The sequence below is a fragment of the Rhodospirillum centenum SW genome, assembly GCF_000016185.1.
Classification (GTDB): domain Bacteria; phylum Pseudomonadota; class Alphaproteobacteria; order Azospirillales; family Azospirillaceae; genus Rhodocista; species Rhodocista centena.
Window position 1 is genome coordinate 64,047 of sequence record NC_011420.2, and the last position, 12,251, is coordinate 76,297.

15 protein-coding genes are annotated in these 12,251 nt (G+C 71.3%); 12 read left to right on the top strand and 3 right to left on the bottom strand.

All coding sequences use genetic code 11. The features are described from left to right. The first annotated feature begins 4 nt into the window (after positions 1 to 4). The gene (locus RC1_RS00325) at positions 5 to 364 is read left to right on the top strand and encodes a hypothetical protein (RefSeq protein ID WP_012565319.1); all 360 of its coding nucleotides are present in this window, start codon (positions 5 to 7) and stop codon (positions 362 to 364) included. Between the two features lie 137 nt (positions 365 to 501). Beyond that, positions 502 to 714 (top strand): DUF7697 family protein, encoded by a 213-nt coding sequence (locus RC1_RS20580; RefSeq protein WP_083759204.1) that lies wholly within the window; start codon positions 502 to 504, stop codon positions 712 to 714. Between the two features lie 6 nt (positions 715 to 720). Here RC1_RS20580 and RC1_RS00330 read toward each other — a convergent pair whose 3' ends face one another. From RC1_RS00330 to RC1_RS00340, 3 genes are all read right to left on the bottom strand, one after another. Further along, complete coding sequence (locus tag RC1_RS00330) at positions 721 to 1,095, bottom strand: type II toxin-antitoxin system RelE/ParE family toxin (protein WP_012565321.1); 375 nt, start codon at positions 1,093 to 1,095, stop codon at positions 721 to 723. Continuing rightward, a complete protein-coding gene (locus RC1_RS00335) occupies positions 1,092 to 1,394 on the bottom strand; it encodes a type II toxin-antitoxin system ParD family antitoxin (protein ID WP_012565322.1) in 303 nt (100 codons plus the stop codon). Before RC1_RS00335 ends, RC1_RS00330 begins: the two co-directional genes overlap by 4 nt. Positions 1,395 to 1,490: 96 nt before the next feature. Then, a complete protein-coding gene (locus tag RC1_RS00340) occupies positions 1,491 to 1,667 on the bottom strand; it encodes a hypothetical protein (RefSeq protein WP_234703811.1) in 177 nt (58 codons plus the stop codon). A 187-nt stretch (positions 1,668 to 1,854) separates the two neighbouring features. Here RC1_RS00340 and RC1_RS00345 point away from each other — a divergent pair, with 187 nt between their 5' ends. The 10 genes from RC1_RS00345 to RC1_RS00390 all read left to right on the top strand — a co-directional run bounded on the left by RC1_RS00345 (position 1,855) and on the right by RC1_RS00390 (position 12,247). After that, entirely contained in the window at positions 1,855 to 4,527 is a 2,673-nt protein-coding gene (locus RC1_RS00345) for a phage tail tape measure C-terminal domain-containing protein (protein ID WP_012565324.1), read from the top strand. Continuing rightward, the gene (locus RC1_RS00350; protein WP_012565325.1) at positions 4,524 to 5,120 is read left to right on the top strand and encodes a hypothetical protein; all 597 of its coding nucleotides are present in this window, start codon (positions 4,524 to 4,526) and stop codon (positions 5,118 to 5,120) included. Before RC1_RS00345 ends, RC1_RS00350 begins: the two co-directional genes overlap by 4 nt. Then, positions 5,117 to 5,800, top strand: a complete 684-nt coding sequence (locus RC1_RS00355) for a hypothetical protein (RefSeq protein ID WP_012565326.1) — start codon at positions 5,117 to 5,119, stop codon at positions 5,798 to 5,800. Before RC1_RS00350 ends, RC1_RS00355 begins: the two co-directional genes overlap by 4 nt. Continuing rightward, entirely contained in the window at positions 5,797 to 6,366 is a 570-nt protein-coding gene (locus RC1_RS00360) for a hypothetical protein (protein WP_012565327.1), read from the top strand. Before RC1_RS00355 ends, RC1_RS00360 begins: the two co-directional genes overlap by 4 nt. After that, positions 6,363 to 6,782 carry a DUF6950 family protein gene (locus RC1_RS00365; RefSeq protein WP_049766607.1) on the top strand — a complete coding sequence of 140 codons (420 nt, stop codon included), beginning with the start codon at positions 6,363 to 6,365 and terminating at the stop codon, positions 6,780 to 6,782. The genes RC1_RS00360 and RC1_RS00365 overlap by 4 nt, the downstream gene beginning before the upstream one ends. After that, the gene (locus RC1_RS00370; protein ID WP_012565329.1) at positions 6,782 to 8,212 is read left to right on the top strand and encodes a phage tail protein; all 1,431 of its coding nucleotides are present in this window, start codon (positions 6,782 to 6,784) and stop codon (positions 8,210 to 8,212) included. Before RC1_RS00365 ends, RC1_RS00370 begins: the two co-directional genes overlap by 1 nt. 4 nt (positions 8,213 to 8,216) lie before the next feature. Further along, on the top strand, positions 8,217 to 9,485 hold the full coding sequence (locus RC1_RS00375; RefSeq protein ID WP_012565330.1) for a hypothetical protein: 1,269 nt from the start codon (positions 8,217 to 8,219) through the stop codon (positions 9,483 to 9,485). Between the two features lie 3 nt (positions 9,486 to 9,488). Continuing rightward, a complete protein-coding gene (locus RC1_RS00380; RefSeq protein ID WP_012565331.1) occupies positions 9,489 to 10,916 on the top strand; it encodes a glycosyl hydrolase family 28-related protein in 1,428 nt (475 codons plus the stop codon). Positions 10,917 to 10,942: 26 nt separating this feature from the next. Continuing rightward, positions 10,943 to 11,215 (top strand): hypothetical protein, encoded by a 273-nt coding sequence (locus RC1_RS00385; protein ID WP_012565332.1) that lies wholly within the window; start codon positions 10,943 to 10,945, stop codon positions 11,213 to 11,215. A gap of 285 nt (positions 11,216 to 11,500) precedes the next feature. Then, positions 11,501 to 12,247 carry a phage Gp37/Gp68 family protein gene (locus tag RC1_RS00390; protein WP_012565333.1) on the top strand — a complete coding sequence of 249 codons (747 nt, stop codon included), beginning with the start codon at positions 11,501 to 11,503 and terminating at the stop codon, positions 12,245 to 12,247. The last annotated feature ends 4 nt before the right edge of the window (positions 12,248 to 12,251 follow it).

The following is a 12,251-nucleotide window of genomic DNA, read 5'->3' on the forward strand; positions in this document are numbered from 1 at the left end:
CGCCATGATCCGCCTCGACCTGCTACGCGAGCCGTTCTGGCTCGACCTGGGGATGGGGGTGCGTCTGCACCTGCGTCCCTGCACCACGGCGCTGGTGCTGGCCGCCCGCCAAGCCGTGCGTGATACGGACATGACCGACGAACCGCCGGACCTCGTGCCGGGGACGCGCACTGCCACCTTCCTGAAGGCGATGGGCCGGCTGTCCATCCTCGGCTGGGAGGGGGTGGGCGATGCCGATGGCGCGCCGGTGGAACCCACGCCGGATGGGATCGACGCCCTGCTGGACCTGCACCCGGTGGCCGACGCCTTCAGCCTGCGCTACCTGGGACCGGTTGCGCTGCTGGAGCAGGAAAAAAACGTCTGAAGGCCCGCGCCGAATGGCACTTCGGCGGCGGGCCGGGATACTGCGCGAACTGCGCCACCGCCGGCCTGCCCTGTGCCGGGGGACGGCCGGGACCGACGGGCGCACGCTGCCCCTACGACGAGCACGCGCCGCAGACGGTGGAGGGCTGGCAGGTCTGGGATCTCGCCCTGGTTTGTGCCGGGCAGCTTCGGATCGCGCCGAGCGGGGCTGTGCTGGGTTTCGATCATGCCGCCGTCCTGGACATGGCGGCGGCGCAAGGCATGCCGATCGCCGCCATGACCATCCTGTTGCCGGCGGTCGAGGTGGCCTTGGTGGACGCGGCGAACGCCGAACGGAAACAGAGCGCCTGACAAGCGTTACGGCTCACCCATCTCATTTTCGACCGCGGGAAGATGTCGGCTGATGTCCATCGAGTCGTGCAGCAGGCGCAGGACGTCGATGGTCCGTTCATCCGTGTTCGGCGTGATGCGGAACAGGACGAAGTGCCGCCCCTTGTTGCCCGTCCGCGCCACATGCAGAGTCAGGAGGCCCGGCGCGATCTCATTTCGTTGTCTGACCCCGATGATCGTCGGACCCGAAACCAGGGCTTCAAGAGCCGCACTCAGAACCCTTGCGTAGGTGTTCGCCTGCCGGAGACCGAACCGGTCCGCCGTCCAGCGGAGAATCTCCTGAAAATCCCGCTCGGCCGCCGCCGACAGGCGGACCGTCCAGGTCGGACCGCCAGACGTCATGACCGGTCCCGGAGACCCGCCTGATCGCCGAGCACGGTTTCGGCCAATCCGGTCAGATGCCGCCCCAGGGCGTCGGCGGTGGTGAATGACCGGAAGCGACCGTCCTCGATGTCGGCGATCCCCAAGCGGGCCGCTTCACGCAGGGCGTCCAGCCGAGCGCGTTCTTCCGCCTCCCGGTCTTCGACCAGCCGCAGCCCCTCGCGGAGGACTTCGCTGGCGTTCTGGTAGCGACCGGACGACACCAGCCGCTCGATCAGGTCGGCTTGATGGTCGGTGAGAACCACATTGCGGGTCGGCATGGTCGGCCTCCGGTATGAACGCAACGATGGCATATTATGCCAATGACCGGGCCGCGCTCAAGTCGTGCCCAACGGTGTATTCCGAAGGTCTGTTGCTTAGGGCAGGTCGTCGCTATGGTACCGGTGCGCGTCGGGAATGCGCGCCGCCTCGATCCCCGCGATGTCGTCATCGCTGAGATCGGTGACCGCCAGGACCTGCCGGTCGAGACGCTTCAGACGCTCATACTCACCGGCCGAGAGGATCACCACGCTGGGGCGGCCGTACTTCGTCACGATCACCGGTTCGGCCAGGGCCTGGCCTGATAGCGGCCGAAGTTCTTCTGGACCTCGCCGGCGGAAACGGGCTGTGCCATCGCTCACCTTCCTTGTGTTACGGAAGATGCGGAACTCCGACCGACCCGTCAAGCAAGCCGTGGCCACCTTCCGATCAATCCGTCCCCCCATGCCAGCGGAATAGACCATGACCGACCGTACCATCGCCGTGCGCCTCGCCGCCATCGGCGGTGACCGGGTGCGGGCGGAGCTGCGCGAGGTTGGCACCACCGGGGAACGGGCGCTCCAGCGCATCGAGCAGGCCTCCCGGCCGGCCTCACGCGCCCTGCAGGCCGTGGATGCCGCCGCCGGTGAGGTCCGCGGCGGGGCGGAGGCGCTGGCGGGGCGGCTGGGGCCGGCGGGGGCGGCGCTGGCCGCCCTGGGGCCGGTGGGGCTGGCGGCAGCGGCGGCCATGGGCGTGCTCAGCCTCGGCATCACCGAGGGGCTGAGGGCGGCCGGCGAGGCCGAACAGTCCTACCGCCGCCTGGAGGCGGTGCTGAAGGCCACTGGCCAGTCCGCCGGGCTGACCGCCGACCAGATCGCCGCCTTCGCCGACGGCCAGGAGGCGGCGACGTTGGCCAGCGCGGAAGCGGTGCAGGATGCGGCGGCCGTGCTCGCCACCTTCCGCTCGGTGGCCGGCGACACCTTCACCCGCGCCTTGACCCTGGCCGGCGACATGGCGGCGGTGTTCGGCGGTGACCTGTCGTCCGCGGCCATGCAGTTGGGCAAGGCGCTGGAGGACCCGGTCGAGGGCCTGAGTGCCCTGCGGCGGGTCGGTGTGTCCTTCACCGGCAGCCAGGCCGAGGTGATCCGCAGCCTGGTCGAGACCGGGCAGGTCGCCGAGGCGCAACGCCTCATCCTGGATGCGCTGGAGCAACAGGTGGGCGGGGCGGCGGCGGCCGAGGCCGGCGGCGTCACCGGGGCGGCCAACCGGCTGTCGGACGCATGGGGCAAGCTGCTGGAAGCGATCGGCAAGACACCGGCCGTAGCATGGCCGGCCGAGGCAGTGCTCGACCTGCTGGCGCGGGCGGCTGACGGCTTGGCCGGCCTGTTCGAGGACACGCCGATCGAGCAGCGCATCGTCGCCCTGAACCGCCGGCTGGTGGAGGCGCAGGACCGGGCGGCGGAGATCCAGGGGATCGTCGACGCCGCCGGTGGACGCTTCGGCCAACGCCGGCTGGCCGACGCCCGCGCCGACGTGGCCCGCCTGGAAACCGACCTGGAGGCGCTGATCGCCGAGGCCCGCCGGCAGGCGGACGCCGTCGATGCCGACCAGCGGCAGGCCGACGGGGGCCGCGCCCGTGCCGAGGCCGAACGGCGGGCGGAGATCATCGCCGACTGGCGCCGGCGGCTCGACGACGGTCTGGCCCAACCGGCGAACGACCCGGCCGAGCGCATCGCCCGCGTTAACGCCGAACTTGACCGCACGCGCCAAGCGCTGGAGGCCCTGCGCAGCCCGGACGGCGGCAATGCCGACGCCGTGGACGCGGCACTCGCCAAGGCCGAGGAGCTGGCGCGGCGGCGGATCGCGCAGATCGAACAGCCCGACCGCGACCGGGCGGCCCGCGAACAGGAGGCCGAGACCAAGCGGCGGCAGGCCGCCCTGGACGCCATCGACGGCCAGATCGCCGCCCTGTCCCGCGAGCGGGATGCAGTCGCCCTGTCCGCCCGCGAGCGGGCCATCCAGACCGAACTACTGCGCGCCGAAGAAACCGCACGGCGCGGCGGTATCGCCCTGACCGAGGCGCAGCGGGAGGCGATCCATGCAGAAGCCGGCGCCAATTACGATGCCGCCGCCGCGACGGCTGAGCGCAACCGGCTGCTGGAGGAAGGATCGCGGCTGACCGAAAGCCTGCTCGACCCGACCGAACGCTATCAGGCGGAACTGGCGCGGCTCCAGACCCTGCTGGAGGCCGGCGTCCTCTCCTGGGAGACCTACCAGCGGGCCGTGGAGCGGGCGGCACAGGCCGATCCGGAGACCCAGAAGCGCAACCGCCTGCTGGAACAGGGGGCGTGGCTTACCGAGCGGCTGCTGTCGCCGACCGAACAGTACGCCGCCACCATCGCCAAGCTGAATGACTTGCAGGCGGCCGGCGCCATCACCGCCGAGAGCCGGGCGCGTGCCGAGGAACAGGCGGCCGACCTGGTGCTGGCCGCCAGCCGGCGCTGGCAGGACGGCGCGATCCGCGGGCTGAAGGACTATGCCGACGAGGCCGGGAACGCCGCCCTCCAGGTCGAGCGGGTGATGATGCGGGCCTTCGGGCGGCTGGAGGACGCGCTGGTCGATCTGGTCATGCGCCAGAAGCTCAATTTCGCCGACCTGCTGAACGCCATCGCCGAGGATTTCGCGCGGATGATGATCCGCATGTCCATCACCGCCCCCTTGGCGCAGGCGGCCTCGGGCGCCATCGCCGGCATCTTCCACGAGGGCGGCACGGCGGGCGGGGCCGCCCCCGGACGGGCGGTGCCGGCAGCGGCCTTCCTGGCCGCACCCCGTCTGCACACCGGCACCGTGCCCTGGCTGGCGCCGGACGAGATCCCGGCCATCCTGCAACGGGGCGAGATCGTGTTGAACCGGGCGCAGTCCGCCGCCGTGGCGTCCGCCGGGGCGCGCACCGAGGCCGGCACATCGGGACCAGTCTATGTGATCCAGGTCGATGCCCGCGGCGCCGACGATCCCGACGCGGTGGCGATGCGGGTGGAGGCGGCGGTGGATCAGGCGCTGGCGGCCCGGCTGCCGGGGGTGGTCAAGGCGGCGGCCGGCGTCGCGCGGTCGCAGGTGGCCGACGAATGGAGCCGGCGCGGAGGGCGCTTCGGGTGAGCGACCTCGTCTGGCCCCTGGACCTGCGGCCGGGCAGCCAGGAGTTCTACATCCAGACCCTCAGTGTGGTGTGGGCCAGCCCCTATACCGGACAGACCCAGGTGCTGGAGCGCGACGGCGCCCGCTGGGTCTGCCGGCTGACCTTCCGCCGGGGCGATCCGCTCGCCCGGCAGGTGGACGCCCTGATCGCCTCCTTGCGCGGTCCCGCCGGCACGGTGCTGGTGCCCGACTGGCGGACCCTGGCTGCGCGCGGGACGCTGGCAGGAACACCCCAACTGGTGGGCGGCAGCGGGCGCAGCCTGACCGTGGCCGGGTTTGCCCCAGGGGCAACGGGTGTGCTGCTGCCCGGCGACCTGATCCAGACCTCGCCCGGTCGCGCCCATCTGGTCACCAGCACCGTCACTGCTGGCTTGGATGGCGACGCCCTGGTGTCGGTGGAGCCGCGCCTGCGCGAACCGGTGACGATCGGTCCCCTGGTCACCTCGGCCTGCCGGGTGCGCATGCGGCTGTCGTCCGACGATGCCGGGCGGAACCCGACCCGGCCGCCGCGCCGCAGCGAATGGGCGCTGGAATTGTTCGAGGTGCTGCCGTGACCCCGGACTGGCCGGGCGACATCCATCCCGTCGCGGTGGCCTTCTGGTTCGAGCCGGTGACGGCGCAGACCGTCTCGCCGCTGACCCGGCAGACGCTGGCCCTGGAACGGGACGGCGCCCGCTGGGTGGCGGAGGTCACGGTGGAACTGTCCGGCACGCAAGCCGCCCGCTTCGGGGCGTGGCTGGCCGGCTGTCGCGGTCCCGTTGCCGCGTTCCGCGTGCCGCTCTGGCTGCATGAGGGTGCCGCCGGGTCGCTCCAGTCCATGGACGCCTACGCCGCCGCCATCGGCGTCACCCGCTTCAGTGACGGCACCGACTTCGACGACGGCGCCGGCTTCATCGAGGGAGCCGGGCAACCGCACATCACCGGCGGCGTCGCCGCGCGCCTGGCGGTGGCGGGTTTCGCGCCCTGGACCGACAGCGTCCTCAAAACGGGCGGCGCCGTCGCCGTACCGCCCGGCAGCGTCCACCTGCTGGTCGAGGCCGGGCGTACCGACATCGACGGCCGCATGATCGTCACGGTGCGGCCCAAGCTCCGCACCCCGGTCGGCCGCGCACCCCTGCCAACCGAGGGGCTGGCCCTGCGCATGCGGCTGGCCGGCGACGATGCCGGCCGGGGTCTCACCCGGCCGCCGGTCCGGACCCGCTGGACCCTGAATCTCGTGGAGGACCTGCCGTGACCCAGCGCCTCAGCGCCCCCCTGGCGGCCGAGACCGGCCGGCCGGTGGTGCGGCCGGTGCTGCTGGCCCTGTTCGACTTCGCCGGTGGGGAGGTGCGGGTATGGTCGGGGGTGGGCGACCTGGTCTGGGAGGGGCGGACCTGGATCGGGGTCGGCAGCTTCGGCACGGTCGGGCCGATCGAGGAGACCACCGAGGTGCGGGCGACGGGCGCGCGCTTCCAACTGTCCGGCGTGCCCTCCGGCCTGCTGAACGAGGTGGTCGGCCTCAACGTCCAGGGCCGCCGGGCGCGGCTGTGGCTGGCCTTCATGGCGGAGGACTGGGGCGGTTTCGTCGACGCGCCGGTGCCGCTGTTCGACGGGCGGATGGACATGGTCGAGGTCACCGACGGCGGCCGGATAGCCACCATTGCCCTGGCCGCGGAAAACCGCCTGCGCGACCTGGAACGGCCCCGGCTGCGCCGCTACACCAGCCAGGACCAGCAGTCCGAGTTCCCCGGCGATCTGGGATTCGACTTCGTGCCGGAGCTTCAGGAACTGGAGATCCGCTGGGGGGCGCCCGCGGCATGACCCGGTTGCCCGACTGGCCGGAACGGCTCGACCAAGTGGTCGAGGCCGCGCGGCACAGCACCTTCGCCTGGGGGCGGGTCGACTGCTGCCTGTTCGCCGCCGACGCAGTCGCGGCGGTCACCGGCGTCGATCCGGCCGCCCCGTGGCGGGGGACCTATGCCGATGTCCGCACGGCCGCCCGCCTGCTGGCGCGGATGGGGGGCCTGGAAGCAACCGCTGCCGGCATGGCCCGCCACCACGGCTGGCCCGAGACGCCCCCGGCCTTCCTCGGCCGGGGCGACGTGGCCCTGGTGCGGCTGGACGACGGCCGCCAGGCACTCGCCGTCTGCCTGGGCGCCGCCCTGGTCCTGCCCGCCGCGCGCGGACTGGCCACGCTGGAGCGCGACCGGGTGCTGACGGGCTGGAGGATCGGCTGATGCCGCCGGCCGTCATCGCCGTCGGCGCCTCCATCGCAGGGTCCGCCGCCGCGGCGGCCGTGGGCGGGGGGGTGATCGGCGCCATCGTCGGCGCCACGGTCACCGTGGGCGTGTCCTATCTCGGTAACCGCATCGTCGGCCCGCCCAAGGCCCCGGCGGTCGACCTCGGCCAGTCCATGCTGGACGCCCGCAGCGGCCGCACGCAGATGCTGGTGCAGCCGGTGACCAGCCACCGCGTGGTCTACGGCGAGGTGCGCGTCGGCGGCCCGCTGGTCTTCGCCCACACCCGGACCGAGGGCGGGGGCAGCAAGCTCGACATGCTGCATCTGGTCGTCGTCCACGCCGCCCATGAGGTGGAAAGTCTGGGCGCGGTCTGGTTCGGCGACACCGCCATCATGCTGGACGGCGGCGGGGCGGCCACCGCGGCCCCCTGGGCCGGCAAGGTCCAGGTCTGGAGCCATGCCGGCCTCCCCGACCAGGGGGCCGACGCCGTGCTGGTGGCGGAGGGCGGGGGGCGCTGGACGCACAATCACCGCCTGCGCGGGCGGGCCTACACCCATCTGCGCCTGCGCTACGATCCGGAGGCCTTCGCCGGCGGCATCCCCAACCTGAGCCGGTTGGTGCGCGGGCGCAAACTCTGGGATCCGCGCGACGGCGCCACCCGCTGGTCGGCCAATGCCGCGCTGTGCATCCTCGACTACCTGATGGCGCCCTGGGGGCTGGCCGCCGGCCCCGACGAGATCGACCTCGCCGGCTGGATCGCCCAGGCCAACATCTGCGACGAGCCGGTGGCGACCCTGACCGGGGCCGAACCCCGCTACACCTGCAACGGCGTGCTCGATCTGGCGGGCCGGCCGCTGGACAATCTGGAATCCCTGCTGACCAGCTGCGCCGGGCGGCTCAGCTTCACCGGCGGCAAGTGGCGGCTGGCGGTGGGGGCGTGGCAGCCACCGACCGTCATCCTGGGGGAGAACGAGCTGCGGGCGCCGGTGACCTACCGGCCCTGGCGCTCGCGGCGCGATCTGGTCAACACCGTGCGCGGCGCCTTCACCAGCCCGGCCCACAACTGGCAGCCGACCGACTATCCGCCGGTCGCCGACGCCCCTTCCATCGCCACCGACGATGGCGAGGCGGCGCTGACCCTCGATCTGCCCTTCACCACCTCCCACACCATGGCCCAGCGCATCGCCCGCATCGCGCTGCGCCAGAACCGCCGCCAGAAGAGCCTGGACTGGCCCGCCAATCTGGCCGGGCTGCGGCTGGCGGCGGGCTATCCGGTGGCGGTGTCGCTGGGGCGCCTCGGGCTCGCCGGCACGCCCTTCCGGGTGGAGACCTGGCGGCTGACCGAGGAGATGGGCGTCGATCTGGCGCTCGCCGAGGACGCCGCCGAGGTCTACGCCCACGATCCCTCCTGGCTGAAGGCCATGTAGCCCCATGCGCGATGCCCGTTTCATCCTGCCCGGCGTCCGCGCCGCCCTGGAGGCCAAGGCCCCCGCCGACCACGGCCATGTCCTCGACGACGTGGCGGGGCTGTCCGCCACACTCGCCGGCAAGGCGCCGGCCGCCCACACCCACGCCCTGTCCGACCTGCCGGTCGCCACGGCCGGGGAGAGCCATGCCGCCCGGCTGGTCCGGGCCGACGATCCGCGCCTGTCCGACAGCCGGGCGCCGCTGGCCCATGGGCACGCGCTCGCCGACCTGCCGGTGGCCGGGCCGGGGGAGAGCAGTGCGGCCAAGCTGGTGCGCGCCGACGATCCCCGGTTGTCCGGCGGTGGCGAAGCCGGCGGGCCGGCGGCCCTGCGCAATCTGGTGGTCAACGGCTGCGCCCGCGTCTCTCACCGCCCGGCCGCACCCCTGGCCTCCACTTGGCAGCCGGGGGAGGTCGATCTGTGGCGGGTCCGCGCCGATGGCAACCCCAGCGCCGGCACGGTCAAGCGCGCGACCGGCGTGTTCACCCTGTCGCCGTCGGGCTCCGCCTGCCTCGTCCAGGGCGCCACCCTGGGCAGCGGCGGCGCCTTCCACTGGCGCCTGCGTCTCGAGGGGGCGGACGCCTTGCGGCTGCGCCACGGCCCGGCGGTGCTGTCGGCCCGCGCCTACCATGACTGCGGGCGCGATGTCGGCTGGACCCTGACGCTGGCCCGCGCCGGCGCCCCCGACGGCTTCGCCAGCGTCAGCACCATCGCCACCACCACCGTCACCGTGCCCCACGACAGCAACACCGACCTCGTCCTGGCTGTGCCCGACATGGGCGCCTGCGAGACCGGGCTGCAGATCACTTTCACCGCCGCCTGCGGGGCGGTGTCCGGCCGCTGGTTCTATCTGGGTGCCGTCCAGTTGGAAGCGGGAAGCACCGCTACGGAGTTCGACCTGCGCCCCATCGCCCTGGAGACGGCCCTGGTCCACCGCCAGCTTCGGCCGATCGCCACCGCCGTCGGCCGGGCCAATTCCGGCACCAACGTTCAGCTCTCGGTGAGCCATTCGGGGCTGCGGGCGCCGCCCGAGTACCAGACGACCGCCCCCCTCACCATCACCGACATGGTCACCGCCAACTTCACGCAAGCTTCCCTCGGCCTCGGCACCATCCACGAGCGCACCGCCGACGGGGGGCGCTTCGATGTGGGCACCTTCTCCGGCCTGACCAGCGGCACGCCGGTGGTGCTAACCAGCCTCGGCGGCCGCATCCTCGCCAGTGCGGAACTCTGAGCCATGGCATCCGCCATCGACGACGTGCTGATCCCCGGCCAGCCGGTGGACAAGCAGCGCCTGCGCGACTACCTGCGCGGCCGGGAGATCGCCGTGCCGCAGAGCTACGGCGGCATCCCCGACGGTGTGTCCGACTGCTCCGACGCCATCGAGGCAGCACTCGCCGCCTCGTCCACCGTGCTGCTGGTGCCGGGTACCTACCGCGTCTCGCGGCCCGTCGTGCTCGGCTATGGCCAAACCCTGATGGGGGTGGGTGAGGGCTCCGTCCTCCAGGCACGGCCCGATCCCTTCGACGGGGCGGCCCCCATTTACAGCCAGACCGGCTGGAACGCGGTGGAGGTGGTGGACGGCTACGCCTCCCTCCGCGACCTGCGCATCGTCGGCGGGGCTGCCGGCATCAAGCTGGTCGGCCGCGACGGTGCTTGCGTCAAGACGGTGATCGAGAACGTCTCGATCTGGGATGCGGTGATCGGCATCGTGCTGGACGGGTACGACAATCCCGACCGGCCCTGCTACTGGAACCACATCGCCCGCACCCTGGTCGCCCGGCCGCAGTTGCATGGCGTGCTGCTGACCGTGGACTCCGCCGGCGACACGCCCAACGCCAACAAGTTCCACGATGTCCGCGTCTATTCCCTGGCGGCACCCATGGCCGGCTGCGGGTTCTTCATCTCGGCCGGGCGGTTCAACAACAGCTTCGTCGACTGCGAAGCCAACCTACACCCCAATGCGGAGTCCTGCTTTCGGCTGGGGTTTTCGACCGACCAGAACCTGATCGTCAACTTCTACGCCGAGAGCCTGGGGCCGGTGCCGGGCATCCGCATCGACGGCGGCTCGCAGAACACCGCCATCCTCAACCTGTTCTCCGCCACCGGTGGGGCGCCGATCTGGGACACTACCGGCGCCCGCCGCTACACCGCCTTCAACGCCGGCCATCCGGTCAAGAACCACCTGAAGCGCACCGAACTGACCGAGGCGCGCATCGGGCGGCTGGAACTGGAGACCGCCTTCACCGAGGGTGTGGCGACCGTCACCCTCGATCCGGCACGGGCCGTCCACCTGATCAGCGCCTGGACTGGACCGGTCACCGCCGAACTGCCCGACCCGCACCCGCTGAACGGTGTGGTGCTGGTGGTCAAGAAGAGCGACAGCGGTCCCCATGCCGTGACCGTCACCCAGGCCGGCGGCGGCGGTCCCGACGCCGACCCGGTCCGGCTCGGCCGGCGCGGCGACCATGTCGTCGTCGTCTCCAACAGCGCCGCCTGGCACATCATCGCCGCCCGCTACGACCGCCCCGCCGCCGCCTGGCCCAATCCCTCCGGCACCGCCTTCACCCGCAGCCTGAACGCCGACGCCTCCACCCTGGCGGACGTCCGCGCCGTGCTGCGCGCCCTGATCCTGGACCTGAAGACTGCCGGGATCCTGTCCTGAGCCCCTGATTCGAAGGAGACCTGCCCATGACCACCGCCGAATGGGCCCTGCTGGTTGCCATCGTCGCCCACGGTGCCGCCATCATGGCGGCGCTGCTGAAGCTCGTCGCCTGGGGCACCACCAAGGTCGCCGTCATCGAAGGGCGGATCGGCACGCTGGAGCGCGCCGTCGACAACGACATCACCGGCCGCCGGGTCGTGGCGCAGATCGTCAACGACGTCGCCGTGATCAAGAGCGAAATCGCGGAGGTGCGGCAGGCGTTGCGACACGCCGAGCATCAATCCGATAAACAATCATAAAGCCGTGGCGGCAACTCAAGGAAAACGCGAAGATCGGCGCAGCCGGGTTCCGAGCGGGATTCTGCCGCCAAGGCATCCTTGTCGCCTACCCGCAAATCGCGCGGCGGGCAGGTGGCGACCTCCGCTTCCATCGTCACCGCCGCGATAAATTGCCGTCGGCGTTGGTTGCGGTGAAGTGGGCCAACAGGGCATTTTGGCTCCCAACATGCGCAGTTAACAATTTATGAATCATCGCCCATTTACGTTTCTCGGGAACGAGACGATGATCCCGCGGGGAGACGCACCGTGAGTACCAGTTCGAAGATCGAATGGACCGAGCAGACGTGGAACCCGACGACGGGCTGTACGAAGATATCCCCCGGCTGTAAGCATTGCTACGCCGAGGTGATGGCGCGCCGTCTTCACGCCATGGGTGCTGCCGGCTACGAGAACGGATTCAAGCTCGCCCTCCACCCCGAGCGCCTCGCCCAGCCTCTCGCCCGTCGTAAGCCGACGGTCTATTTCGTCAATTCGATGAGCGACCTATTCCACCGTGACATCCCGGACACCTTCCTGGATGACGTGTTCGCGGTAATCGGCCGGACCCCTCAACACACCTATCAAATCCTGACCAAGCGAGCGGAGCGGTTGACAGAGTATTTCGCGTCCCGTCGTTGCCCGCCGAACGTCTGGCTGGGCGTGTCGGTGGAGGACCGGGAGTATGGCGTGCCACGGATCGACTACCTGCGCCGGGTCGAAGCACAGGTCCGCTTCCTGTCCATCGAACCGCTGCTGGAAGACCTGGGGGCATTCGACCTCTCCGGCATTCACTGGGTGATTGTTGGAGGTGAGTCGGGCCACAAGGCACGCCCTATGGAGGAAGTCTGGGTCGAGAACATCAAGCGCCAAGCCGATAGCGCCAGCGTCGCCTTTTTCTTTAAGCAATGGGGCGGCTGGGGCGCCGACGGCGTCAAGCGCCACAAGAAAGCGAATGGGCGGGTATTCAAGGGGCGGACGTGGAACGCCTATCCGGAGATCAATACTGCGTATTGATTTG